Origin of the sequence: Mesorhizobium sp. B2-6-4 (assembly GCF_006441495.1) — a bacterium.
GTDB lineage: Bacteria > Pseudomonadota > Alphaproteobacteria > Rhizobiales > Rhizobiaceae > Mesorhizobium.
In genome coordinates, this window is record NZ_VFUE01000003.1 from 1 (window position 1) to 26,384 (window position 26,384).

20 protein-coding genes and 1 pseudogene are annotated in these 26,384 nt (G+C 63.8%); 2 read left to right on the top strand and 19 right to left on the bottom strand.

Annotation, left to right across the window (positions count from 1 at the left end; genetic code table 11):
- Nucleotides 1–146: 146 nt before the first annotated feature.
- Both FJ426_RS04630 and FJ426_RS04635 read right to left on the bottom strand, forming a co-directional pair.
- Nucleotides 147–516: pseudogene (locus FJ426_RS04630) on the bottom strand (endonuclease domain-containing protein).
- A 111-nt stretch (nt 517–627) separates the two neighbouring features.
- A complete protein-coding gene (locus FJ426_RS04635) occupies nt 628–1,350 on the bottom strand; it encodes an XRE family transcriptional regulator (RefSeq protein WP_140559333.1) in 723 nt (240 codons plus the stop codon).
- Between the two features lie 261 nt (nt 1,351–1,611).
- On the opposite strand from FJ426_RS04635, the gene FJ426_RS04640 reads away from it, so the two are divergent.
- The gene (locus FJ426_RS04640; RefSeq protein WP_140558273.1) at nt 1,612–2,970 is read left to right on the top strand and encodes an NAD(P)/FAD-dependent oxidoreductase; all 1,359 of its coding nucleotides are present in this window, start codon (nt 1,612–1,614) and stop codon (nt 2,968–2,970) included.
- Nucleotides 2,971–2,976: 6 nt separating this feature from the next.
- On the opposite strand, the gene FJ426_RS04645 is transcribed toward FJ426_RS04640, so the two are convergent.
- From FJ426_RS04645 to FJ426_RS04675, 7 genes are all read right to left on the bottom strand, one after another.
- Entirely contained in the window at nt 2,977–3,354 is a 378-nt protein-coding gene (locus FJ426_RS04645) for a GFA family protein (RefSeq protein ID WP_140559334.1), read from the bottom strand.
- Nucleotides 3,355–3,386: 32 nt separating this feature from the next.
- Complete coding sequence (locus tag FJ426_RS04650) at nt 3,387–5,363, bottom strand: ABC transporter permease subunit (RefSeq protein ID WP_140559335.1); 1,977 nt, start codon at nt 5,361–5,363, stop codon at nt 3,387–3,389.
- Nucleotides 5,360–6,445 (bottom strand): glycine betaine/L-proline ABC transporter ATP-binding protein, encoded by a 1,086-nt coding sequence (locus FJ426_RS04655; protein ID WP_140559336.1) that lies wholly within the window; start codon nt 6,443–6,445, stop codon nt 5,360–5,362. Before FJ426_RS04655 ends, FJ426_RS04650 begins: the two co-directional genes overlap by 4 nt.
- A gap of 76 nt (nt 6,446–6,521) precedes the next feature.
- Entirely contained in the window at nt 6,522–7,496 is a 975-nt protein-coding gene (locus FJ426_RS04660) for an ABC transporter substrate-binding protein (protein WP_140559337.1), read from the bottom strand.
- A gap of 447 nt (nt 7,497–7,943) precedes the next feature.
- A complete protein-coding gene (locus FJ426_RS04665; protein ID WP_140824760.1) occupies nt 7,944–8,708 on the bottom strand; it encodes an SDR family oxidoreductase in 765 nt (254 codons plus the stop codon).
- Between the two features lie 80 nt (nt 8,709–8,788).
- Nucleotides 8,789–9,658, bottom strand: coding sequence for a DUF427 domain-containing protein (locus FJ426_RS04670; RefSeq protein ID WP_140559338.1), 870 nt, complete (start codon nt 9,656–9,658; stop codon nt 8,789–8,791).
- Between the two features lie 173 nt (nt 9,659–9,831).
- On the bottom strand, nt 9,832–11,487 hold the full coding sequence (locus FJ426_RS04675) for an ABC transporter substrate-binding protein (protein ID WP_140514720.1): 1,656 nt from the start codon (nt 11,485–11,487) through the stop codon (nt 9,832–9,834).
- Nucleotides 11,488–11,601: 114 nt separating this feature from the next.
- Between FJ426_RS04675 and FJ426_RS04680 the strand changes: the two genes are divergently transcribed.
- Complete coding sequence (locus FJ426_RS04680) at nt 11,602–12,504, top strand: LysR family transcriptional regulator (RefSeq protein ID WP_140559339.1); 903 nt, start codon at nt 11,602–11,604, stop codon at nt 12,502–12,504.
- A 22-nt stretch (nt 12,505–12,526) separates the two neighbouring features.
- Here FJ426_RS04680 and FJ426_RS04685 read toward each other — a convergent pair whose 3' ends face one another.
- The 10 genes from FJ426_RS04685 to FJ426_RS04730 all read right to left on the bottom strand — a co-directional run bounded on the left by FJ426_RS04685 (nt 12,527) and on the right by FJ426_RS04730 (nt 26,142).
- Entirely contained in the window at nt 12,527–14,578 is a 2,052-nt protein-coding gene (locus tag FJ426_RS04685; protein ID WP_140559340.1) for an ABC transporter ATP-binding protein, read from the bottom strand.
- Nucleotides 14,571–15,449: an ABC transporter permease gene (locus tag FJ426_RS04690; protein WP_140497909.1), complete on the bottom strand. Its 879-nt coding sequence runs from the start codon at nt 15,447–15,449 to the stop codon at nt 14,571–14,573. Before FJ426_RS04690 ends, FJ426_RS04685 begins: the two co-directional genes overlap by 8 nt.
- Nucleotides 15,446–16,399 carry an ABC transporter permease gene (locus FJ426_RS04695; RefSeq protein ID WP_140498118.1) on the bottom strand — a complete coding sequence of 318 codons (954 nt, stop codon included), beginning with the start codon at nt 16,397–16,399 and terminating at the stop codon, nt 15,446–15,448. Before FJ426_RS04695 ends, FJ426_RS04690 begins: the two co-directional genes overlap by 4 nt.
- Before the next feature lie 70 nt (nt 16,400–16,469).
- Entirely contained in the window at nt 16,470–18,134 is a 1,665-nt protein-coding gene (locus FJ426_RS04700) for an ABC transporter substrate-binding protein (RefSeq protein WP_140514726.1), read from the bottom strand.
- Between the two features lie 233 nt (nt 18,135–18,367).
- Nucleotides 18,368–19,552, bottom strand: coding sequence for a mandelate racemase/muconate lactonizing enzyme family protein (locus FJ426_RS04705; protein WP_140559341.1), 1,185 nt, complete (start codon nt 19,550–19,552; stop codon nt 18,368–18,370).
- Nucleotides 19,549–20,655: a mandelate racemase/muconate lactonizing enzyme family protein gene (locus tag FJ426_RS04710; protein ID WP_140559342.1), complete on the bottom strand. Its 1,107-nt coding sequence runs from the start codon at nt 20,653–20,655 to the stop codon at nt 19,549–19,551. The genes FJ426_RS04705 and FJ426_RS04710 overlap by 4 nt, the downstream gene beginning before the upstream one ends.
- A gap of 29 nt (nt 20,656–20,684) precedes the next feature.
- Nucleotides 20,685–21,377, bottom strand: coding sequence for a GntR family transcriptional regulator (locus tag FJ426_RS04715; RefSeq protein WP_140497917.1), 693 nt, complete (start codon nt 21,375–21,377; stop codon nt 20,685–20,687).
- A 176-nt stretch (nt 21,378–21,553) separates the two neighbouring features.
- The gene (locus tag FJ426_RS04720; RefSeq protein ID WP_140559343.1) at nt 21,554–22,708 is read right to left on the bottom strand and encodes an efflux RND transporter periplasmic adaptor subunit; all 1,155 of its coding nucleotides are present in this window, start codon (nt 22,706–22,708) and stop codon (nt 21,554–21,556) included.
- 15 nt (nt 22,709–22,723) lie between these two features.
- On the bottom strand, nt 22,724–25,900 hold the full coding sequence (locus FJ426_RS04725) for a multidrug efflux RND transporter permease subunit (RefSeq protein WP_140520967.1): 3,177 nt from the start codon (nt 25,898–25,900) through the stop codon (nt 22,724–22,726).
- Nucleotides 25,894–26,142: a hypothetical protein gene (locus FJ426_RS04730; protein ID WP_140559344.1), complete on the bottom strand. Its 249-nt coding sequence runs from the start codon at nt 26,140–26,142 to the stop codon at nt 25,894–25,896. Before FJ426_RS04730 ends, FJ426_RS04725 begins: the two co-directional genes overlap by 7 nt.
- Nucleotides 26,143–26,384: the final 242 nt, after the last annotated feature.

Genomic DNA, 26,384 nt, shown 5'->3' on the forward strand with positions numbered 1-26,384 from the left:
GATTCGGGCCGGATTGATTGCTGTATTGACGCTGCCCTCCAAGCAGACAATCTCCCCCCAAGAGGGGGAGATGCCCGGCAGGGCAGAGGGGGGCGCCGTGGAGCGCAGGCCTTGCCCAATGTCCAACCTCTAACGCTCCGCGAAACTCACCCGCCGCCCAGCCCGGCCACAATCACGACATGCTGGCAGACACTGTCGACGTCGCCGATAACATCGTCGTTCCAGAAGCGCAGGACGGTCCAGCCCAGCGCTTCGAACTTGGCGGTTCTTGCAGCGTCCAATTCCGACGTTTCGGCTTGGCCATGCTGGGAACCATCAAGCTCGACGATCAGCTTTTTTGTCCGGGCATGCAAAATCGACGATATGGCCGGCGATAGGCATCTGGCGCCGAAACCCCAGTCCCATCAACCTATGTGCCCTGATCTCATTCCAGAGCTTGAGTTCGGCGTCGGTCATCACCTTGCGCATCCTGCGCGCATTGCGGCGGTTGTTGGAGGATACGAGATTATGCGTCATCGCGGTTCGCCCCCCTCTGTCCTGCCGGACATCTCCCCCTCGAGGGGGAGATCGGATGCCACTTCGGCCTTCGCCAATCGCCAATGCTGTAAAAAAGGAAATCGAGTCCCGTTACCCCGCGCTCTGCGGATAGCAAATAATCGACAGATAGCGCATCGGCAGTTTCGTCAGCTGTTCCGGCCCGTGCGGGGCGTCGGCGTCGAAGAACAGGCTGTCGCCGGGCTTCATCGGATAGAGATTGCTGCCGTGTCGGTAAACGACCTCGCCCTCGAGCATATAGAGGAATTCCATGCCCTCGTGCTGGAAGGTCGGGAACACGTCCGAATCCTCGGTCAGCGTGATCAGATAGGGCTCGACGACGACGCCGCTGGTGTTCGAGCCGATGTGACCAAGCAGATTGTACTGGTGGCCGGCCCGCGTGCCGCGGCGCTCGACGTCCAACCCTTCGCCCGCCTTGACGAAAACGGCGCTGCGCTCCTCTTCGAAGCGGCGGAAGAAGGCGGTGACGGGAACACCCAGCGCCCGCGACAGCGCCTGCAAAGTGGTCAGCGACGGCGAGGTGATGCCGTTCTCGATCTTCGACAGCATACCCAGCGAAATGTCGGTGGCGACCGCCAGATCGGCGACAGTGATGCCGAGCTTCTTGCGGAACGCGCGCACCTCGCGGCCGATCGCCACTTCCAGCACCTTTTCACGCGTGTCGCGGATGGCGTGCGGGTTCTGGGTCAGCGGCGCGCGGATGGTCTTCCCGTCCACCGAGACCTTTGACAACGGCTTTGCCTTTGCGCCGCCGGCTCCAGCACCGGCCTTTGGATTTGAAGCGTTTTTCGCCATGTCGCCCCCCGGACTTCGCGGATTTATTTCACTCAAGGTGAACATGTTCGGTGGCGATACATGAGCGCAGCCGCGTCGGCAAGCCGTCTTATGTCGCATGCGCCAATCCCGCGATTTCGGCCAATGCGGGTTCTTCGCCAGGAATCCGCCTTGCGCAAACGCCGTTCCCGCAGATGGCTGTTGACAGTGCCGGAGGGCCAATTACTGTCACTGCCAGTGAAATTTGTTTCGCTGGGGAAATCAAAAAATGGAGGCCCGGAAATGAACACTCGCGTTGCCGTCATCGGGGCCGGACCGTCCGGCCTGGCACAGCTCAGGGCCTTCAAGTCGGCGGCCGACAAAGGGGCAGACATTCCCGAGATCGTCTGCTTCGAAAAGCAGTCCGACTGGGGCGGCCTGTGGAACTACACATGGCGCACCGGCCTCGACGAACATGGCGATCCGGTGCACGGCTCGATGTACCGTTATCTCTGGTCGAACGGGCCGAAGGAATGCCTGGAATTCGCCGACTACACGTTCGAGGAACATTTCGGCCGGCCGATCGGCTCCTATCCCCCGCGCGCCGTGCTGTGGGACTACATCAAGGGCCGCGTCGAAAAATCAGGCGTGCGCAAATGGGTGCGGTTCAACAGCCCGGTGCGAATGGTGACCTTCTCGGACGAGACGAAGAAATTCACCGTCACCGCGCATGACCGCACCAACGACGTCACCTATTCGGAAGAGTTCGACAATGTCGTCGTCGCCTCCGGGCATTTCTCGGTGCCAAACGTTCCCTATTTCGAGGGGTTCTCGACCTTCAACGGCCGCATCCTGCACAGCCACGATTTCCGCGACGCGATGGAATTCAAGGGCAAGGACATCCTGATCATCGGACGCTCCTATTCGGCCGAGGACATCGGCTCGCAATGCTACAAATACGGCGCGAAGTCGATCACCTCGAGCTACCGCTCCAAGCCGATGGGCTTCAAATGGCCTGAGAACTGGAAAGAGGTGCCGCTGCTCCAGAAGGTCGTCGGCAAGACCGCGCATTTCAAGGATGGTTCAACCAAGGATGTCGACGCCATCATCCTGTGCACTGGCTATCTCCATTCCTTCCCCTTCCTCACCGACGACCTGAAGCTCAAGACCGCCAACCGCATGTGGCCGCTGGATCTCTATGAAGGCGTCGTTTGGGAGAAGAACCCGAAGCTTTTCTACATTGGCATGCAGGACCAGTTCTACACTTTCAACATGTTCGACGCGCAGGCTTGGTTCGCGCGCGACGTCATCATGGGCCGCATCAAGCTGCCGTCCGCGCAGGCAATGGCCGAGCACGGCGCCAGATGGCGGGCGCGCGAGGAGACGCTGGAAGACGCCGAGCAGATGATCTGGTTCCAGGGCGACTACACCAAGGAACTGATGGACCAGACCGACTATCCCGGCTTCGACGTCGAGGCGGTCAACCAGACCTTCATGGAATGGGAGCATCACAAGGTGGAAGACATCATGAGCTTCCGCGACCATTCCTACCGCTCGTTGATGACCGGCACCATGGCGCCGCTGCACCATACGCCGTGGCTGCAGGCGCTGGACGATTCGATGGAGAGCTATCTGGAAGTGAAGGGCGTCGCGGCGGAGTAGCGGCTTTCAGGCCGGCAACACGACCCAGTCGTGGCGGCTTTCGCCATAGACGGCTTGCGTCGGCGCAGGGAAAGACGGATCGGCGAAACAGCCGACCGCGACAGCGACCGCCTCCGGTTTGCGCGACGGATACCAGAACACCGTCGAGCCGCAGTTTCCGCAGAAGTGGAAAGTGACGGGAAAGCCGCTGTCGGAATTGCGCCGGAATGTCTGGGATGAGCCCTCGATGTCGATCGCGTCGGCATCGAAGAAAGCCGCTATCCCGAACGGACTGCCGGTGCGCCGCTGACAGTCCAGACAATGGCAAAGCGATATTTTGACCGGCTGTTGCGGACAGCGGATCTGCAATTGGCCACAGGCACAGCGGGCAATCCTGCTGGTCATGTCTTCCTCCCTTGATAAGTTCGCCGCTTGAGCTAACCCAGCCTTGCCCGTGCCTTGGCCGTCCAGGCATTGAACAGCCGGTCGGCAACGATGCCGATGAAGGCGATGGCGAGCCCTGCGACGATGCCGCGGCCCGAATCGGCCTTCGACAGCGCGATGAACACCTCCTGGCCGAGATCACGGGTGCCGACCATGGCGCAGATGATGATCATCGCCAACGCCATCAGGATGGTCTGGTTGACGCCCAGCATGATCTCGGGCAGCGCGAGTGGCAATTGCACGCGAAAGAAAGTCTGGCGCGGCGTGCAGCCCGAAACCTTGGCCGCCTCGATCAGTGCCGGCGGCACCTGCCTGATGCCGTGATTGGTGTAGCGGATCGCCGGCACCACGGCGAAGGCGATCGTTGCGATCATCGCGGTGACGTCACCGACGCGGAACAGCATCACCACCGGAATGATGAAGCAGAAGGAGGGCAGTACCTGCAGCGTGTCGATGACGGGCGTGATCACCTTCTCGAAGCGGTCGCTGCGCGCGGCCATCAGGCCGATCGGAATGCCGATCAGGCAAGCGATGAAGGCCGAGATGCCGCAGAGATAGACGGTCGCCATGGTCTTTTCCCACAGCCCGGTGACGGCGCAGAAGGCGGTCAGCACTGCCACCAGAGCGGCCAGGCGCAGGCCGGAAAGCTGATAGCCGGCAAGGCCGAGCAGAAATACCGCGCCCAGCCACGGAAAGCTTTCGCAGAAGGCGCGCACCGGGTTCAGCACGTTAAGGATCAGCGCCACGCGGAACGCCTCGATGACATCGAAGAAGTTGATCGTCACCCAATTCACCGCCGCTTTCCACAATGGCGCGGTGGTGAAGGTGATCGCCTTCGGCACCGCCGCGAAGGCAGGCACGAAGAGGCCAAGCAGTGTGGTGACGATCAGGATGGCGACGGCCAGCGTCAGATTGCGCCGCCAGAAGGCGGGCTGGACTTGCCGGTGGACGTGACCTTTTGCATGGTTGGCGGCGATGGCCTGGCTCAGCCGGTCGAGCGCGATGGCTAGCGCCACGATGGCCAGCCCCGCTTCCATGGCTTCGCCGACCTTCAGCGCACGCAGCGCCAGCAACACGTCATAGCCTAGCCCGCCGGCGCCGATCATCGAGGCGATGATCACCATGTTCAGCGCCAGCATGATCACCTGGTTGACGCCGACCATCAGCGTCGGCCGCGCCGACGGCAAAAGCACGCGCCACAGTTTCTGCCGCGCCGTGCAGCCGGCCATCTCGCTGAAATCGTCGATCTCGGACGGCACCCGCGACAGGCCGAGCATCGTTGCCCGCACCATTGGCGGCGTGGCGAAGATGGCGGTGGCGATCATCGCCGAAACCGGGCTGTTGCCGAACAGAAGCAGCATCGGGATGAGGTACGCGAAGGTCGGGATGGTCTGCATCAGATCGAGGGCAGGGGAGACCACCAGCCGCTCCGCCCAGGGTTTCCGCCAAGCCCAGATGCCGACGAACAATCCCGTGGCGATGCAGAATGGCACGGCGATGGAAATCAGCGCCAGCGTCAGCATGGCGCTGGTCCATTGGCCGAACAGCGCGATGTAGAGAAAACAGCCGCCGACCAGCATGCCGAGCTTGCGACCGCCAGCGGCATGCCCGGCGAGGAAGGCCGCCGCGCAGATGCCGATCCAGGACAGGCGCGGCAGCACATAGGCGTCGGCGCCGTGGCCGATCTTGAAATTCTTAGCCAGAAGGTCGAGCGCGAAGTCGAGCGGCACGCCGAGCACGGCAGTGATCGACCGCGTCAGCCATGACAGGTTTATTTTTATCCAGCGCATCAGGGCGCTGATCCAGTCGGCGACCGGCACGATCGCCTCGGCCGGATAATTGACGGCCCAGGGGAGACTGTCCTGGAGCAGGAACACGACCAGCACCACGCCAAGCGCTGCGGCCCAGACCAGCAGCCGGGTCTGCGCCGGTCGCGGCCTCGTCCCACTGGCGCTTGCCGTTACTGTCATGCACCGGCTCCTGACCTCTCGATGCCGGCGAGCAGGTCGATTACCGCTTGCGGCGTCACCTCGCCGATCGGCTTGCCGCTGCCGTTGATCACCGCGAACGGTCTGCCGCCCGCCACGATGCTGGCCGAGAAGCTGGCAATCTTGGCCTCCGGCGCCACCGTGCCGCCATGCTCGGCGCCGTCGCAGGCGCGCATCAGGCTCTTCGCCGAGATCACCTTGGCGCGGTCGACGTCGCGGGTGAATTCGGAGACATAGTCTGTCGCGGGATTAACCACCAGTTCCTCCGGCGTGCCGATCTGGATGACTTCGCCATCCTTCATGATGGCGATGCGGTCGGCCAGCCTTATCGCCTCGTCGAAATCATGGGTGATGAAGACGATGGTCTTGTGCAGCATGGTTTGCAATCGCATCAACTCGTCCTGCATCTCGCGGCGGATCAACGGGTCGAGCGCCGAGAACGGTTCGTCGAGGAACCAGATCTCCGGCTTGGTCGCCAGGCTGCGGGCGATGCCGACACGCTGCTGCTGGCCGCCTGAAAGTTCGCGCGGATAGAAATGCTCGCGGCCGCGCAGGCCGACAAGCTCGATGACTTCGCGGGCGCGTGCTTCGCGCGTCGCACGGTCCTGCCCCTGGATGCTGAGCGGAAAGGCGATGTTGTCCAGCACGTTGAGATGCGGCAGCAGCGCGAAATTCTGGAACACCATGCCCATGCGGTGGCGCCTGAGTTCGATGAGCGCTGCATCCGAGATCTTGAGCAGGTTCTTGCCCTCGAACTCGACCTTGCCGTGCGTCGGCTCGACCAGACGCGACATGCAGCGCACCAGGGTCGACTTGCCCGACCCCGAGAGCCCCATGATGGTGAAGACCTCGCCCTGGCGGATTTCAAGATCGACGCCGCGTACCGCCCCGACCAGTCCGGCAGCGGCGACATCGGCCATGCTGGCCTTGCCGTCGCGCTCGCGGATGAAACTCGCCGCGCTCGAACCGAACAGTTTCCAGACATTGCGGCAAGCCAGCTTTATCGGGCGGGCATCCTTTGGCGCGCCCGCAGCGTTCGGTCCGTGTTCGGTCTTGTCAGGCATTCAAGCGTCCTTCTGGAATATCGACGATTGAGGCCCGGCCGATCGACGGCCGGGTCTCATTCTCCAGTCGGAGCGATCACTGTGCCCAGGCTTTCCAGTCGGCTTCGTGGGCGGCGATCCAGGCGGCGGCGACGTCCTCCGGCGTCTTGCCGCCGAGGTCGATCTCGCCGCTCATCTTGTTGAGCTCGTCGGTGTCGACCGTGTAGGCCTTGGCCACCTTGTAGGCGACGGGCCATTTGTCCTTCATGCCGTTCCAGGCATATTTCCAGATCTCGCCATGCGGCTTGCCGCAATCATATTTGGCATCGGGATTCGTGCCCCATTTCGGGTCGCTGTAGCATTCGGGCGTGTATTCGGGGAATTCGACCCACTCGCCCTTGTATTTGGCCGGCGCCCAATGCGGCGAATAGATCCACAGCATGATCGGCGCCTTGCGCTGGTAAGCGGAATCGAGCTCCGCGAACATCGCCGCGTCGGTGCCGGCGTGGATGACGGTGAATGGCAATTTGAGTGCCTCGACGCGCTCGTCGTCAAAACCCTCCCAGGTCACCGGACCGCCGAGATAACGACCCTTGGGCGCCGTCTCGGCCGTCGAAAAGGCCTCGGCGCATTTCGGATCCTTCAGCGCTTCCCAATTGGGCAGGCCCGGGCATTTCTCCTTCATATATTCGGGGAACCACCACTCTTCCTTGGCCTTGGGGCCGAGCTTGCCGAGGCGCTCGGTCTGGCCGGTGGCGTCGGAAGCCTTCATCGCCTCGCCGGCGGTCGTGTCCCAGAATTCCAGGCCGATATCGAGGTCGCCATTGGTGAGACCGGTGGTCAGGCTGGAGAGGTAATCGGCGGTCGGATATTCGACGGTGTAGCCGAGCTTTTCGAGAATACCGCCGAGAATCTTGGCGTTGAGATTGACGCTGGTCCAGTCGAACAGCGCGATCTTGATGGGATCGTTGGATTCAGGGGCTGCGGCGTGGACGGAAAGCGTTGGCAGGCTCAGTGCCGCGAGCGCGGCGGCGCCCATGGACAGTTTAGAAACTCCGCTCCGAAATGACATGCTTGTTCTCCTTCAAGCTGTGACGGTTATCGTTCGTTCCCTTCTTGCGTCTTTCTGCCCTTGCTGGGTTTTTTCTTGATTGTGTTGGAAAGACCTGCCGTTGCGCAAGGCCGTTTCCGCCATCGCGCGGCCAAAACCGGCGCAGGTGGATTGTGCTGAGTGTTTGATTTGCGGAAATGGTGCTGAAAGGTCGGCGTCATAGCTGCCGACGGATCGCTGCGACAACGATCACCTGCGGGTCGATTGCCAGCCTTACGACGCCCTGCAAAATGCGAGCCATCAGGGTCCCCTGACCTCGGCTATCGGCCCGGCAAGCCCCATCGCCAGAACCGTTTCATGAGATGAAATTATATATACCAACACTTATCGCGCGCAATGACTAAGGCTTGCTGGATGCATAATTTGGACCGCAGGCGAGGTCGCACCCAACCCACCTGCCGAGCCACCTTACCAGCAGACGTAGCCGCCATCGACGATCAGGTCGAGGCCGGTGACGAAGCTCGACGCGCGGCTGGCCAGGAACACGGTCGGCCCGACCATTTCCTCGGGCGTCGCCATGCGCCCCATCGGCGTGTCGCGCTTGAAGATCTTGATCTCCTCCGCCACCTCGGGCCTCTTGTTCATCGGCGTCAGCGTGTAGCCCGGGCTGACCACGTTGACGCGCAGGCCGCGGTCGGCCCACTCCATGGCGAGGCTCTTCGACATGTGGATGACGGCGGCCTTCGAGGAATTGTAATGCGCCTGCGTCAGCCCGCGATTGACGATGGTGCCCGACATCGAGGCGATGTTGACGATCGAGCCCTTGCGCCGCGCCAGCATCTTGCGCGCTTCGGCCTGGCAGGAAAGGAACACGCCGGCGACATTGACCTCGTGCACCTTCCGCCACGTCTCCAGGGCCATTGTCTCGGCCGGCTCCGATCCGGCGATGCCGGCATTGTTGACGGCAATCGTCAGGGCGCCGAGTTCGCTCTCGACGCGGTCGGTCGCCGCCGCGAGATTGCTCTCGGACGTCACCGTGCCCGTCAGCACCAGCGCCTTGCGCCCAAGCGCGGTGATACGCTGTGCGGTCTCCTCCAGCCCGCCCTTCGATGCATGGCCGAAACAGGCGACGTCGGCGCCGGCCTGCGCCAATCCGATCGCGATTGCCTGGCCGATGCCGCTGCCGGCACCGGTAACCAGCGCGACATCGCCGTCCAGCTTGAAAAGATCCATCGATAACCCTCCCTGCTTCAGGGAGGGTATGCGCTGTCCCGCGTTCCGATCAAGCCTTCAGCGCGGGCATTGCGACACGGCTAGAAATAGCCGTCGGAGGCGGCCGTGGCTTCTTTCGGGATCTCGACGCCGTCGACCAGGATCTTGTCGACCAGTTCGTGATGGAAGCAGACCAGGCCCTTGATGCGCTCCGCCTCATGCACCGGCTCGGGATAATACCAGACGAGGTTCTCGTGGCGCTTCTTGCCCGTCGTCACGTGATAGTAGTTGGAGATGCCCTTGTAGGGGCAGCGCGAGATGTAGCGGCTGGGCGCGAACATATCGAGCCGCGTGTCGGAGATCGGCAGATAATGGCGTACCGGATGGCCGGTCTCGAACAGGAACACGCCGCGCCGTGAATCGGCGATCTGCTCGCCGTCCAGGATGACCTGCACCCGCCGTGAGGACGGCAGGCAGTCGACCCGCCGGAACGGGTCGCGGGCGTGGACGAAGATCTCCTCGTCCTCCTCATACCAGTGCGTCATCTTGGGCCAGTAGAAGGACATGTAGTCCGCGATCGGCGGACAGCCCTTGACCGGGTCGAGATAGCGCCAGGCGGCATCCTCGACCAGCGTGATGCCGGTGTTGAGCGAGTAGTGCGTAGCCAGGCCCTTGAACGGATCTTCCGTCGTCGTCCTGCTCGGCAGCAGGAACTCCTCGCGCACGTCACTCATCGGGAAGTAGTAGACCGGCAGGTGATCGGATTCGTAGAACACCAGCGCCCTGGTCGTGTCGGCGACGATCATCGATCCCACTTGCACGCGCAGCCGCTTCTGCATCGGCATGGTGAAGGCGACGTAGCCGGGCTCGAACTCATACTGCACGATCGTGTCGAGCAAGGGAAAATGCGGCCCGCGGCCGCGCAAATGAGGCTTGCGAATGGTAGTCTCCCGTTTCTTTTCTTTTGTCATCGAGTGTTCGCGCAAAGCGAGATGGACCTGGATTGAGTCATCGTATCGGAGTGGGTTTCCGGGCGGCGGGCTTCTCCTGAGTCGAGCGGCTCGAACAATGGCCCCCCATCGCCCTTCGCAGCCCGCTGGCGGATAGCCTCGCCGCCCGAAATCAGAAATTGTCCATCCAGCCTCTATCCCAGCGACACCCGGTCGAGCAGCAGGCCGGCGGCGATCGGCGGCAGCCCGCTGACATTCTTGCGCACCGGCACCAGGAGGTCGGGGAAATAGCTGAAGATGACAGGCGTCTCGTCGAGCAGCAGCTTCTGGATGTCTGACGCCGCCGCGCGCTGTGCGCCGATGTCGAGCGCCTTGAGATAGGAAGTGACCATGCCGTCATAGGCTGGGCTCTTGAAATGCGCCGCGTTCCACGGACCGTCGCTGACCAGCGGGCTTTTCAGGAACACGTTCGGCACGCTGCGATGGGCGTAGTCGGTGATGCCGAGCGGGCTGTCCAGCCAGTCCGATTGACCGAACACCGCCTTGCCGTAATATTTGTCCTGGTCCTCGATGTTGAGCGAGACGCGCGCGCCGATCTCCTTGGCGAAGTTCTGGAACAGCTGCGCGTAGCCGGGAATGTCGGAGTAGCGCAGCGTCGTCAGCGTGATGTCGAAGCCGCTGCCGAGGCCCACGGCTTCCATAAGCTGCTTGGCCTTGGCGATGTCCTGGGCGCGCTGCGGCACCGTTCTGTCGGTCGCGGGGAAGGCCGGCGCAAACGGGCTGTCATTGCCGGTCGCCGCCATCCCGCGGCACAGCCCGTCCACCAGCTTGGAACGGTCGATGCACAGCGCCAGTGCCTGGCGCACGCGCTTGTCGGTGAAAGGCGCCATGTCGCAGCGCATGTGAAGCTGGCGGTGCGCGGTCGAGGCGACGCGCAGCACGGTGATGTCGGGGCTGTTCAGCACCACCTGGCTGACATCGAGTGGAACGGCGTCGAGAATGTCCACTTCGCCGGCCTGCAGCGCCAGGATGCGCGGCTGGACATCGCCGTAAAATTTGAACTCGAGCCGGTCCGGCAGCGCCTTCTCGCCCCAATAATCGGGGTTGCGGATGAAGGTCGCGCCGACTTTCGGCGTGTAGCTCTCCAGCCGAAACGGGCCGGTGCCTTCAAAGGTCTTTTCGTAATCGCCCTTGTAGCTCGCCGGCAGGATGACGGCATTGTAGTTGTCGATCGACACCGAATAGGGAAAGCTGCCGTTCGGCACGTCGAGATGGAAGGCGACGGTGTGGTCGTCGACCTTGCGGGTGCCGCCCTTCGACAGCAGGCCCTTGAACACCGAAAGCGCGTTCGAGGCCCCGTCCGGGTCGGCCAGCCGGTCGAAGGTCGCGACGACGTCGTCGGCCTTGAAGTCCTCGCCATTGTGGAATTTCACGCCCTTGCGCAGCTTGAACGTCCAGACGCTGCCGTCCTCGTTCGGCGACCAGCTTTCCGCCAGCACCGGCTTCAGCGTGAGGTCCGGCTGTGTGACGCAGAGGAATTCGGCGGTCTGGAAAACCAGCTGGTAGCTGCCGCTGTCGTAGTAGGTGACGGGATCGATGGCCCCGCCCGGCGTCGCCACGCCGGCGCGCACCGTGCCGCCCGGTTTGCCTTCGGCGCGGGCTTCTTGCGTGCCGAGACCGGCGGCGGCGAGAAGGCTGCCCAAGAACGGCAGCGAAAGGCCGAGAACGCTGCCATGGCGCAGGAAATCGCGTCGGTCGAGCCGGCCGGCCAGCAATTCGTCGACAGCGGAATTTTCGATTGCAGTGAGATTCCGGCGGGCGATGTCGATCCTCTCGAAACGCTTCGGCATGGCTGCAATCCTCGCTTGTATTGGGGCAGGCCATCTAGTTCATCGTTGACCGCCAGCGGAAAGCGATATTTTTTGATAGGGGCCATCGGAATTTTCGATGCGGAGAGCCAAGACATGGACACCGAAAACCTGCGCAGTTTCCTGGAGATTGCCGAGCATGGCAGCTTCACCGTCGCGGCCAATCGGCTGAACCTTGCCCAGTCCACCGTCAGTGCGCGGATAAGAGTGTTGGAGGAGCAGTTGGGGCGACGGCTTTTCGTCCGCGACCGCGATGGCATCACGCTGACGCCGGCCGGCCGCCAGTTCCTGCCGCATGCGTCCGCCATCACCCGCACCTGGGAGCAATCGAGGCAGGACATCGCCGTTCCCGATGGCTATGAAACACTGCTGCGGCTGACCGCGCCCGCCTATCTGTGGGAGCGCATCACTTCGCCATGGGTCGAATGGATGCGCGCCGAGCGGCCGAACGTTGCGTTACGGCTCGAGGGCAGTTTTCCCGATCTGGCGATCGACCAACTGGCCGAAGGCCTGCTCGACATCTGCATCCTCTATCTGCCGCGGCCGCATCCCGGAATCGTTTACGAAACGCTGGCCGTCGATCAGGTCGTGCTTGTCCAGCATGCCGCGCAGACGAAGCCATGGACCGAGAATTACATACTGATGGACTGGGGGCTCGAATTCCGCATCGAGCATGATCGGGCGTTTGCCGGCATGGTCAAGCCGGCCATTTCGGCCGGCCTGGTCTTCATCGGGTTGCAGCACGTGCTGTCGCAGCAAGCCGCCGCCTATCTGCCGCTCAGCGCCGTCAGCGCCCATATCGAGCGCGGCGAAATGAAACGCGTCGCGAACACGCCCGTGTTCCAGCGGCCGATCTATCTTGCCTATCCCAGCAATCCGGCGTCGTCGGATGTGCTCGACGTGGCCTTGGCGGGATTGCGGGCACTGACGAGGGATTGGGCCGGCGAGCAGGGCTTTGCCGAGGGCGACCGGTCCTTCAGCATGGCCGGCCATCCGTGAAGGGCAGGGGCCGTATGTTCGGCTACGCCGGCTCGGTATCGACCGCTGCCGGCCTCTGCAGCCTGGCGAGTTCCGCGTAGGGAATATGGCAGCGGATCGAGTGCCCGGGGCGCGCCTCGGCCAGCGGCGGTTCCTGCTGTTCGCAGATCGGGCCGATCTTGCGTGGGCAGCGCGTGTGGAAGACACAGCCCGGCGGCGGATTGGCGGCGCTGGGGATTTCGCCGTCGAGACGGATGCGCGCCGTCTCGGTCTGGTCGAGCCTGGGCACGGCCGACAGCAGCGCTTCGGTGTAGGGATGATGCGGGCCGGAGAAGACGTCTTCCGACGGGCCGAGCTCCATGATGCGGCCGAGATAGAGCACGGCGATTTTGTCGGAGAGGTAGCGCACCACGCCAAGGTCATGCGAGATGAAGATGTAGCTGACGTCTTCCTCCGCTTGCAGATCGGCGAGCAGGTTCAGGATCGCGGCCTGCACCGACACGTCGAGCGCCGAGGTCGGCTCGTCGCACACGACGATGCGTGGATCGCCGGCGAAGGCGCGCGCTATGGCAACGCGCTGTTTCAGTCCGCCCGACAGCTGGCGCGGCTTCACGGCCAGATGCCGGTCGGTCAGCCGCACCGAGCGGACGAGGTTGTCGAGGCGCGCCTCGAGCGCCTTGCCGCTCAAGCCCGCCAGCCGCTTCAGCGCGCGGCCGATCAGATGCCTTATCGAATGCGACCGGTTGAGTGCGGAGTCCGGATTCTGGAAGACGATCTGCATCGCCTTGACCTGGTCGTCGCTGCGGTCCCCCAGCCGCGGCGCCAGCGCCTTGCCCTCGAGCTCGATGCTGCCGCCGTCGTCGGGCGGCACAAGGCCGAGCAGCAGCCTGGCGAAAGTGGTCTTGCCGCTGCCGGATTCGCCGACCAGCCCGAGCGTTTCGCCCGGCCTGAGATCGAGCGACACGTCCTTCACCGCGCGCAGCGAATGGCCATGGCTGGCAAAGGTCTTGTTCAGCCCGGCGACCCGCAATACCGGCGCGGCTGCGGCTTTCGGCGCGGCGGGCGCGTCGCTGGGCGTCGCGCGCGGCAGGGATTGCGCCTTCTCGTGATAGTGGCAGCGCGACAGCCGGCCGCCCAGTTCGTAGAGCGGCGGCAACTCGTTGCGGCAGCGGTCGGTAGCGAGAGCGCAGCGGTCGGTGAAGGGGCAGCCCTTGATGTCGGCCCCGATGCCGGGCAAAAAGCCCGGGATGGTGTCGAGGCGGCCCTGGTCCTTGCGCTGGCCGCCGCGCGGCAGGCAGCGCAGCAGCGCTACCGTATAGGGATGGCGCGGATCGTTGAAGACGGCCTCCGTCGGCCCTTCCTCGACCAGCATGCCGGCATAGAGCACGCCGACGCGATCGCACATGTTGGAGACGACGGCGAGATTGTGGCTGATGAACAGGATCGAGGCCGACAATTCTTGCCGCAGCTGCGCGATCAGGTCGAGCACCTCGGCTTCGACGGTCGCGTCGAGGCCGGTCGTCGGCTCGTCCAGGATCAGCATCGAAGGATCGTTGGCCAGCGCCATGGCGATCGCCACGCGCTGCTGCATGCCGCCGGAAAGCTGGTGCGGATAGCGTTGCATGACGCTGGCCGGATCGGAGATCCGCACCCGGTTGAGCATGGCGATTGCGCGATCCTCGGCTGCCTGCCCCGTTTTGCCCCCAAGCTCGAAGATCTCGGTCAGCTGGCGACCGATGCGGATCGACGGGTTGAGCGCCTTGCCGGGGTCCTGATAGACCATGGAGACGCTTTCGGCGCGCATTTGCCTGAGCGCCTCGGCATCGAGCTTCATGACGTCCTGGCCGTCGAGCGAGATCGCGCCGCCTGATATCGAACCGTTTCGCGGCAGGTAGCGCACGACGGAAAGGGCGACCGTGGATTTGCCGCAGCCGGATTCGCCGACCAGCCCATAGGCCTCGCCTTGGCCGATGGTCAGGCTGAGATTGCGCAGCACCGCCCGGTTTCGGCCCGAAACACGATAAGCGACCGACAGGTCGTTGAGGTCGAGTGCGTTCTGGGCCTTCGCCTTCCGGGTCTTGGAGGGTTCAGTCATTGAAGGCTCCATGCACGCCGTCGGCCGCCAGGTTGACGCCGATCACCAATGAGGCGATGGCGAGCGCGTCGAACAGCACGGTCCACCAGAAGCCGCCGCCGATCATGCCGTAATTGCTGGAAATCGAGAGCCCCCAGTCCGGCGACGGCGGCTGGATGCCGAAGCCCATGAAAGAAAGCGTGGCAACCGCGAAAATGGCATAACCAAGCCGCACGGTGGTTTCGACCAGGATCGGCGGGATGACGTTGGGCAGGATCTCGACGAACATCGTATGCAGCGCACTCTCATGCCTGAGCTGGGCCGCGGCGACATAGTCGAGCTCGCGCTCAGCCAGCACCGCCGAGCGCACGGTGCGCGCGATGATCGGCGCGAAGCTCAGCCCGATGACCACGATGACGGTGGTCTTGGACGTGCCGAGCGCCACGATGGCGAGCAGCGCCACGATCACCACCGGGATTGCCATGAAGGCTTCCAGGATGCGGCTGACGACATCGTCGACGATGCCGCGGAAGTAACCGGTGAGCAGCCCGAGCGCCGTGCCGGCCACCGTCGCCAGCAATGTCGCCAGCGGCGCCACGGTCAGGATGTCGCGCGAGCCGACGATGACGCGCGAGAAGACGTCGCGGCCGATCTGGTCGGTGCCGAACCAGTGTTCGGCCGAAGGCGGCGCCAGCGCGTTGATGATGTCGTCGGCGAGCGGATCGTAGGGCGCGAAATGTTCGCCGAACAGCGCACAGGCGACCCAGAACAGCACAATGGTGATGCCGACGAGGAAGGTGCCGGAGCGAAGCAGCGAGGACAAAACCTCCGCCAGGGGGCTGCGCTGGCGGGTGTCGTCCTGTCTGGCGGGACTGGTCTGGACGGCGCTCATTGTTCTGACCCCAGCCGGATGCGTGGATTGAGCACGGAATAGAGGAAGTCGGCCACAAGGGTGGCCACGGCATAGACGATTCCGATGGTCAGGATGCCCGATTCCAGCATCGGGAAATCCTTGCCGCGCGCAGCGGTGAAGATCAGCGAGCCGATACCCTGGTAGCGGAACAGCGTCTCGATCACCACCAGCCCGCCGATGAGATAGCCGGTCTGGGTGGCAATGACGGTGATGGTCGGCAGCAGCGCATTGCGCAGCACATGGCGCCAGATCACCGTGCGCCAGGGCAGGCCCTTGAGCACCGCGGTTCGCGTATAGTCGGAATCGAGCGCCTCGATCATGCCCGAGCGCGCCATGCGCGCGATATAGCCGAACAGCACCAGGAACAGCGGCAGCGCCGGCAGGATCAGGTAGTAAAGCTGCGTGAAGAAACCGGCATCGCGCGGCCATGCCGCCGAGATCGGCAGCCAGCGCAGCCAGACGCCGAAGATCAGGATCAGGATGATGCCGGTGACGAACTCCGGCAGCACCGTCACCGACAGGCCGCCAAGGCTGATGATGCGGTCGAGCGGCCGGTTGAGGTTGAGGGCCGCGACGACGCCGCCAAGGATGCCGATCGGCACCACCAGCACGAAGGCGACCGCCGCCAGCTTCATCGAATTCCCCAGCGCATCGATGACGAAGGGGGCGACTGGCGAGCGGAAGATGTAGGACGTGCCCATGTCGCCCTGGACGAAGTTTGAAATCCAGCTCCAGTACTGGGCAAGCAGTGGCCGGTCGACGCCGAGCGAATGGTTGAGCGCATCGACGGCGCGCTGGTCGGCGAACGGCCCCAATATGGCGCGCCCGACATTGCCGGGCAGCACCTGCCCGCCCAGGAAGACCATGATGCTGAGCAGGAACAGCGTGACGAGCGAAAGCGAGACGCGCCGGACAAGGAAGGAGAGAATGGCTAACACTCCCTGAGTAGCCAGCTCCCGTCAGGAAGCTGGCTGTTAGAGGATTGGCTTTCCCTTCCGCTCAGGCCTTCGACGCCTTTTCCAGGAACAGCTGCGACATCGCGGTCGGCTGCACGCCGGCCACGCCCTTCGCCGTCGCCGTCAGATAGTCGTAGAAATAGCCGAAGATGACCGGCGTCTCCTCGAGCAGAAGTTTCTGGATCTTGCCTGCCGTCGCCTTCTGCGCTTCGAGATCGAGGGCCGCGATATAGCTGGTCGCCAGCGCGTCGTAGTCCTTGTTCTTGAAGTGCGCCGCGTTCCACGTGCCTTCGCTCTTCAGCGGGGCGGCAAGATAGACGTTCGGCACGCCGCGGTGGCCGTAGTCGGTGATGCCCATTTCCGAGTCCAGCCAGTTCGATTTGCCGAACACGGCGTCGCCGTAATAGGCGCTCTGGTCGAGGATGTTGAGCTCGAGCTCGATGCCGATTTCCTTGACCCAGTTCTGGATGAGCTGGGCGTATTCGGGGATTTCGAGATAGCGCTCGGTGGTCAGCGTCATCTTGAAGCCCTTGCCCGCGCCCGCCGCCTCCATGAGTTGCTTGGCCTGCGCGATGTCCTGCTTGCGCTGCGGCACGCTCGCATCGGTCGAGGGATAAACCGGGGCGAACGGGCTGTCGTTGCCAGCCACGGCGCGCCCCTTCATCAGGCCCGCGACCAGCTTGTCGCGGTCCAGGCTGAGCGCGATGGCGCGGCGCACGCGCGCATCCTTCATCGGCCCGTCGTCGCAGCGCAGGTGCAGTTGCTGGTGCGCCGACGATTTCAGGCTGATGATGTCGATGTTGGGATCGTTGAGCAGCGCCACGCCAGACAGCACAGGCATCTGGTTGATGATGTCGACCTGCCCGCCCTGCAGCGCCAGGATCATTGGCTGCATGTCGGCAAAGAAGGTGAATTCGGTGCGTTCCGGCAGCGCCTTCTCGCCCCAGTAGCCTTCGTTGCGGACGAAGGACGCGCCGACCTTTGGCGTGTATTTGTCGATCTTGAAGGGCCCGGTGCCGTCGAAGCTCTTTTCGTAGTCGCCCTTGTAACTCGCCGGCACGATGACGGCGTTGTAATTGTCGGACGACACCATGTAGGGAAAGTTGCCGTTCGGGGCGTCGAGGTGGAATTCCACCGTGTAGTCGTCGACCTTCTTGCTGGCGCCCTTCGACAGGATGCCGGTGAACACCGACAGTGCGTTGGACGAGTTGGCCGGGTCGGCGATCCGGTCGATGCTGGCCACCACGTCGTCGGCCTTCATCTCGCCGCCGCTATGGAACTTCACGCCCTTGCGCAGCTTGAAAGTCCACACCGAGCCGTTGTCGTTCGGCTTCCAGCTTTCAGCCAGCGCCGGCTTGAGCACGAGATCGGGGCCGTCGACGCAGAGGAACTCCGCGACTTGCTGCATGATCAGCAGGCCGCCGGCATCGGCGATGGTGACAGGATCGATCGTCGCCGCCGGCACGCTGCTTGCGACGCGGATTGTGGCGCCTGGCGCGCCTTGCGCCCGGACGAGCGACGGCATGGCGCCGAGGCCCGCGGCCGTGGTGATGCCGCCCAGCAGCGGCAGCGACAGGCCGAGCAGGCTGCCATGGCGGATGAAGTCGCGGCGGCTGACACGGCCGTCGACGAGACCGTCGATGAGGTGATTTTCGAGCGGCGAGCGGTTGCGCCGGATGAGGTCGAGAATGCGATAATTCTTGCTCATGGGTTTGACCCTTTCCCCTGTTTCTTATGGTTGACGAAAATTCGCGACTACACCGTTTCCGGTCGCCAGAGGCCTGTAGACCGGGACTTTAGCACGCGGTTTTGTCCGGTCCATCCAGTCCTTGGCGTGGACGTGCCGGTTTCTGGGCTGCACTGCTTCCTCTGGTCCGTGGCCACCCTTTCCGATCGGGATCGCGGTGGCTGGCTTCTTCTGTTTTGGCCGGCCGCCCTCATCTAGTTCAGCGGCAAACGACGGTAAGTTCCGGGCTTTGCCCGATCATGATATTTGTTGCAGGGCCCGTTCTCGACGAAATCGCGATGGCAGGCAGCGAGCCGTTCTCGCGACAATGTGATGCCGAGACCGGGCTCCTCCGGCACAGGCACGACATTGTTCCTCGGGCAAAACGGTCCTTCCTCGGTGATGTCGGTCGGTTGCATGCGAAACAGCGACTGGTTCGGTTCCCGTATCCAGCCGAGTGCCGCGCACAGATGCAGGTAAGCGGCGCTGCCGATGCCGCTGTCGCCGCTGTAGCACCAGAAATCGATGCCGGCGTGCTCGCAGGCGCCGACGAAGCGCAGCATGCGGCCGATGCCGCCATGCGCCGTCGGATTGCCGACGAAGGCGTCGGGCACCTTGAGGTCCATGGCGCGGGCGATGTCGATGTTGTGGGTCGAGAACGGGATCGAGCAATGGCGCCTGAGTTCGCGCATCTCCTCGATCGTCGCCACTGGATCCTCCCAATTGCGCACGCTAAGCTCTTCCAGCGGCCGTGCCAGTCGCCGGGCGGTGCTGAGCGAATAGGCCTGGTTGGAATCGATGCGGATCATCGCATCGTCGCCGAGCTTCCTGCGGATCAATTCGATCATCTTCAGCGAGATTTTTGGATCCTGCGTCGAGAACTTCCCTTCGAAGAAGGTCGTTCCGTGGGTCTCATGAAGCTCGACGCAGTAGTCGGCGACTTCCTCCGGCGTCGTCTCGCCTTTCACCCTTGGCCCGTCGCCGCGCAGCGAAAAGTAATCGGTGAACGGGATCTCCTTGCGCACGGCGCCGCCGAGCAGTTGGTAGAGCGGCTGGTTCCACACCTTGCCGCGCAGGTCCCAGAGCGCCATCTCGATCGCGCCGAAGGCCATGATGCGGGTGCGGTCGTTGATCGACTGCACGCCGGTCCAGTAGGGGAGGCAGACATGCTCGGCGCCCGCGATGTCGAAGGCGTCGCGGCCCACGAGCCGCGGTGCCAGGATGTCGTTGATGATCGCGGCTGCTGCCGGCGTCGGTGCTTCGCCGAGGCCGATCAGGCCATCTTCGGTCTCCACTTCGACAATGGTCGGCGAGAAGCCGTCGAGTTCACCGAACACCCAGGCATAAGGCGCCTCGAGCCTGAGGTTGATCGGCGTCGCCTTGATGCCGCGGATTTTCACCGGCCGACCTCGAAGAAGGGCTTGCCGAGAAGATCCGGGACGACGTCGATGCCGAGGCCCGGACCATCCGGAACGCCCATGCGGCTGCCGGTGACCGGCGGCTTGTTCGACGCCGTGCGCACCGTCACCCATTCGTGGAACGCGATGGCGTGCAGGCGGCGCTCCTGCGGCGTCGACAGCGACAGATGCGCCATGGCTGCCGTGTCGATCTCGGCGCCGCCGGTATCCTCGACGGTGATCATGAAGCCGAGGTCGACGGCGACATCGCGGATCAGCCGGGTCCTGCCGACGCCGCCGAGCCGCGAGATCTTCAGCGTCAGCCCGTCGGCCGCGCCTCGGCGATGGATTTCCAGCATGTCCTCGAGCGAGGTGACGGATTCGTCGAGCACCATCGGCTTGTCGAGCATGCGGCGCACCGACATGTTTTCCTCGATCGTCGTGCAGGGTTGCTCGAATGTGTAATCGATCGAGCGCGTCGCATCGGCGAACTGGCGCGCCTGGTAGGGCGTCCAGCCGGCATTGGCGTCGCAGAAGATGACAGTGTCTTTCGGCACTGAGGCGGCGACCGCCGTGACGCGTTCGATGTCGTCGCGGACGTTGCCGCCGACCTTGACCTGCAGCCGGTGGAAGCCGTCCTGGACGATGCGCTGCGCAAGGGCGGCCATGGCATCGACGCTGCCATGGGTGACGACCTTGTAAAGCTCGGCCGTATCGCTCTCCTTGCCGCCCAGCATCGTCACCAGCGGCACGTCGGCGGCGCGCGCGGCGAGATCCCAGCAGGCCATGTCGAGCGCCGACTTGATGTAGGGATGCCCTTTGAACACGATGTCCATCAGCCGGCCGATGCCGGCGAGGCCGCGCGGGTCGTGGCCGATGAGGTGCGTGGCGATCTCCATAACGCCGGCACGGGCGCCCGCCGGGAAGGCGGCCGAATAGAAATTGCCGAGCGGCGCCATCTCGCCCCAACCGGTGATGCCATCGTTCGAGGTGATGGCGACGATCACCGCGTCGAAGGCGTCGGCGACGCGCCCCTTGGACATGCGGTAGGGGCCGTCCACGAAGGGCTGCACGACATGGTAGGCTTTGATGGTTGCGATCTGCACGTTAATGTCCGTTGTCCGCTGGGGAAGTATCAAGCGCCTTTCGACGGGCGCCGTTCGAGAGCGCGCGCGTAGGCAAGAAGCTCTTCGAAGTCGTGGTCTATATGCTCGCGGGCGTGGCGCTGGGCAGCGCGCATGTCGTCGCCCTTGAGCAGCCGCACGTAAGTCTCGTGAACGTTCTCGGCAGGCACCGCTTCGTTGCGTGCCTGCTGGTGCAGGGCAAAATACATCTGCAACCGGCTGGTCAGCCGTTGCCATGTTTCCAAAAGAACGGAATTGTCGGCCCATTCGTGAATCAGGCCATGCAGTTGCAGCGCGGTTTCGATCTGCCTTGTGGTGTCGCGGTCGCGCGTCGCCTGCTTCACCGCCTCATGGCGCCGGTCGAGCTCATCGAAAAAGCGCCGATCGCGCAGCTCCCATGTCCGCTCGATGGCGAATTCGTCGAGCACCTTGTTGAGCGAGTAGACATCGTCGATGTCCTTGGCGGTGACATTGATGACGAAGGTGCCGGCATAGGGGATGCTGGTCAGGATGCCTTCCTGCACCAGCTCGCGCATCGCTTCGCGCAAAGGCGCGCGGCTGACGCGCATCTGCTCGGAAATCCGCAGCTCGTTGAGCTTCTGGCCCGGCTCCAACTGGCCGGTCAGGATTGCCCGTCGCAGCAGCGCCACGATCTCCGCGCGTCGGGTCGTATCCGCGATTGGACTGAAATCCGCCTTTGCCATCCCGGCCACTCCCGACGAAACAAGGGCAAGACAAGCAGATTGTCGACAATCTAACAAGGACTTTTGCGGCTTTTTTCACATGGCCGGTACTGGTCGGGCGGAGCTGCTCCCAAAAGCGGCGCCCGCGACCTGTGGGAAGGCCGGGGCGCCGCGCTGAAACCGGGCCTGCGGGGGAGTCAGGTGGCCGGTTTCTGTGGCAGTGGCGAAATCGGCATTCCAGGGCCGATCTTCTGCAGATTGCCTGTTATCACCTGGTCGCCTTCCGTGACTCCGCTCAGGATGGCCACCAGGTCGCCGCTGGTCGGCCCGGTCGAGACCAGCCGCTGGTCGACCGTGTTGCCCTTGCCGACGACGTAGAGATATTTGCCGAGCTGGCTCGAACCCAGTGCCACCTGCGGCACCATCAGCGCATCGGGCTGCTGTTTGACGTGCAGCCGGACGCGGACATATTGGCCAGGCAGCAGCGCGAACTTGGCGTTGCCGATGGTGGCGCGCGCGGTGATGGTGCCGGTCGAATGGTCGATCGTGTTGTCGATGAAGGTGAGTTCACCCTTCTGATGGGCTTCGGTCTCGCCCGGGAGCAGCACCTCGACCTCGATCGGGCCGGCGGCACGAGCTTCCTCGATCTGCGCCAGATCGCTCTCGCTCGGATTGAAGGTTACATAGATCGGGTCGAGCTGCACCAGCGTGTTGAGCACCGTGCCGGCGACGCTGACCAGCGTGCCGATCGAGGCCTGGTTACGGCCGATGCGGCCTGCGAAGGGAGCGCGAATCTCCGAATAGCTCAAATTGAGCTCGGCCGAGCGGACCGCCGCCTGGTTGAGCGCCAGCGACGCCTGCGCCTCGCGCAAGGTGCTGGTGCGCTGGTCGAAGCTGTCCTTGGCCAGATAGCCGCTCTTGGCGAGCTCGGTGCCGCGGCCGAGATTGGAGCGGGCATAGTCGAGCGTCGCTGTATCACGCTGCACCTGCGCCTTCGCCTGGTCGAGCGCCGCCTGGAAGTCCTGCGGCGCGATCCTGTAGAGGAGGTCGCCCTTCTTGACGTCGGCGCCGTCTTCGGCGGCTTGCTCTTCCAGGTAGCCCGGCACTCTGGCCTGCAGCGTGACGCTGCGGATCGGTTCGGTGCGGGCGGCATAGTCGAGATAGATCGGGATCGTCTTCTTCACCACGCTGGTCACCGGCACCGGCATGACGAATGCCGCGGGAGCGGGCGTTGCCGCTCCGGCCGTGCCGGCATTGAGGCTGAGGCTGCCCATATCGAGCAGGTGAACGCTCGCCACCGAGATTGCGCCCAGCGCGACAGCGGCGCCCAAAGCGATTTTCCATTTACGCATGTTCAGTCTCCAATCTTATTCGGCCGCTTGCGCCATGGGCGGCAAGGCGGGTTCGGCAGTTGGTTCGGAATGCAGGGAAGCGGGCTCTTCACCGCCGCGCCGTTCGCGCAGCTGTTCGATGACCGCATAGAAGACCGGCACGAACACCAGCGACAGGATGGTCGCCGCCACCATGCCGCCGAAGACGGTGGTGCCGATCGATTGACGGCTGGCAGCACCGGCGCCGGTCGCGAACATCAGCGGCAGCACGCCCAGGATGAAGGCGAAGGCCGTCATCAGGATCGGCCGCAGCCTCAGCCGTGCCGCTTCCATCGCCGCTTCGACGATGCTGAGGCCTTCTTCGCGCCGTCGCCGGGCGAACTCGACGATCAGGATGGCGTTCTTCGCCGCCAGGCCGATCAGCATGACGAAGCCGATCTGCGAGTAGACGTCGATCTGCATGCCGCGCACCCACAGCACCACGAACGCGCCGAACAAGGCGAGCGGCACTGCCAGCAGCACCATGAACGGCATCGCCCAGCTCTCATATTGCGCCGCCAGGATCAGGAAGACGAAGACGATGGCGAGGCCGAAGACGACCGACGCGATCGATCCCGCCTTGAGCTCCTGGAAGGTGATGCCGGTCCATTCGAAGCCGAAATCCCTTGGCAGAGCCGTGGCGGCGGCCCGTTCCATGGCGGCGACCGCCTGGCCGGACGAATAGCCGGGCGCGGCGCCGCCATTGATCGAGGCCGAGGCGTTGTTGTTGTAGTGCGGCACCGTTTCCGGGCCGACGAACGGCACCAGCTTGCCCAGCGTGCTGAGCGGCACCATGCCGCCGGAGGCATTGCGCACATAGAGCCGCGAAATGTCGGCCGCACCCGCGCGTGCATCCTTGTCGGCCTGGATGGTCACCCGGAAGGTGCGGCCGAACAGGTTGAAGTCGTTGACGTAGAGCGAGCCGAGATAGATCTGCAGCGTGTTGAAGACGTCAGGCAGGTTGAGCCCGAGCAGCTTCGCCTTGGCGCGGTCGAGGTCGTAGTTGAACTGCGGCGTCGAGGTCGAGAATGGCGAGAAAAGCTGCTGAGGGTTGATTTCCGGCTGCTTGCGCGCCTCGGCGATCACGGCTTGCGTCGCGTCGTTGAGCGCGGTGCTGCCGCGGCCGGTAAGGTCCTCGACGACGAATTCGAAGCCGCCCGTGGTGCCGATGCCCGGGATCGAGGGCGGATCGAAGGAGAGCGCGAACGCCTCCGGGATCTGCATCAGCTTGCCGCGCACGTCGGCGACGAGCTTGGAGGCGCTCTGGTCGGGACCGCGCTCCTCCCACGGCTTGAGGATGGCGAATTCGACCGCGGAATTCGACTGCGCCGCGCTGGTCAGGAAATTCAGGCCGCTGATCGAGCCGACGATGTCGACGCCGGGCGTCGCCTGCAGGATGTCGCGCGCCTTCTGCGCCACCGCGTCGGTGCGTTCCAGCGAAGCGCCGTCGGGCAACTGGATGACGACAAAGAAATAGCCCTGGTCCTCGACCGGAAGGAAGGTCGAGGGAAGCTTCGCCCAGACGAAATAGGTGGCGACCAGCCCGGCCGCGAACAGGCCGAGCATGATCCAGCGCAAACGGATGAGGACGCGCACGCCATTGGCATAGGCATGCGACAGCCTGTCAAAGCCCGTATTGAACCAGCGGAACAGCACGAATTGCGTGCCTTGGCGATGGCGCAGGAAGGCTGCGCTCAGCGCCGGGCTCAGCGTCAGCGAATTGAAGGCGGAAATGCCGACCGAGATCGCCACCGTCAGCGCGAACTGGTTGTAGAGGCGTCCCGAAACGCCGGGGATGAAGGCGACCGGCACGAAGACGGCCATCAGCACGGCTGTCGTGGCGATGATCGGACCGGTGACTTCGGCCATGGCGGCCTTGGTAGCCGCCAACGGTTTCAGCCCGGCCTCGAGCTGTCGTTCGACATTCTCGACCACCACGATGGCGTCGTCGACGACAAGGCCGATCGCCAGCACCATGCCGAGCAGGGAGAGCATGTTGAGCGAGAAGCCCATCATCTCCATGACGACGAGCGTCGCTACCAGCGACACCGGGATGGCGATCGTCGGAATGATTGTGGTGCGCCAGCTTTGCAGGAAGATGAAAACCACGGCGACGACGAGGACCAGAGCCTCGCCGAGCGTGATCAGCACGTCATGCATGGAGGCCGAGACGAAGCGCGTCGTGTCGTAGTGCATGGCATAGCTGACGCCCTTGGGGAAGCGGGCGGACAGCTCCTGCATCTTGTCCTTGACGCGCTGCTGCAGATCGAGCGCGTTGGAGCCGGGCATCTGGTAGACGGCGAGCACCACGGTCGGGTCCTTGCCGAAGAAGGCCGACGACGAATATTGCAGGGCGCCGAGCTCGATGCGGGCGACGTCGCGCAGCCGCACCAGCGAACCGGTGGTGGTGTTGGCGCGCACGACGATGTCGCCGAACTCCTTGGGATCGCTCAACCGGCCGACGGCATTGACCTGCATCTCGAAAGCGGTGCCGGCAGGCGCCGGAGACTGGCCGATCTTGCCGGCGGCCACCTGGACGTTCTGCTCGGCAATGGCGTTCTGGACGTCGACGGCGGTGATGCCGAGATTGGCGAGCTTGTCCGGATCGAGCCAGACGCGCATCGAATAGCGCCGCTCGCCGAATATCTGCACGTCACCGACACCGGGCAGCCGCTTCAGCGGGTCGACCACTTGCAGATAGGCAAGGTTCGACAGCGCCACCGGGTCGACGGAGCCGTCGGGCGAGGTGAGGTTGACGATGAGGACAAAGTTCGGATTCTGCTTCTTGATAGTCACGCCGCCCTGATTGACGATCGCCGGAAGCGACGAGGCAGCCTGCGAGACGCGGTTCTGGACGTCGACGGCGGCGGTGCTCAGGGAGTAGCCGACATCGAAGGTGATGGTGATCGTCGAGGAACCGTCATTGGAGCTGGTCGACGACATGTAGGTCATGCCTTGCACGCCGTTGATCTGCTGCTCCAGCGGCGTCGTCACAGTGTCGGCGACCACCTGCGCGCTGGCTCCCGGATAGTGGGCGCTGACCACGACCTGCGGCGGTGTGATGTCGGGAAACTGCGAGACGGGCAGCAGGAAATAACAAATCGTCCCGGCGAGCACCATGATGATGGCGATCGCCGAGGCGAAGATCGGGCGGTGAATGAAGAAGTTTACCACGACACGCACGCCTCTCCGGCTGCTCTTGCCCTGCCGAACGCACTGGCAACCCTGGACAGCCTCTGGCCGCGTCCGAACTCTTCCGACGAACGGAGCAACGGCACCTCGCCGCGCTGCGAACCGGCAAGCGTGCGCAGCATTGTTTCGAAAGCGCGCGGATCGACCCCGTCGGCTTTCATGACCAGCCGGATCATCGGATCCCGAACGGCTTCATCTATGGTAAGATCGCGGCGCTGTGGCATTGGCCGGCTCCTTGTCTGTCGATTCGCAGCCCATGCTCGCGAACCGTTTTTCATCTCTTCACCGGCCGGAGCCGCATGAAATGCAATTTTTCGCCCGCCCCGATCTGGCCGGACCAGATCACGGTCTTGTTATTGACGGCGGACGCCATAGGTGTTACCAGTAAGTAACATTCTGGAAGTTACAGACCGGTAACACCCTAGTCAAGAGGTGGCCGAGGGATTTTTGGAAACGAAAGGAGATC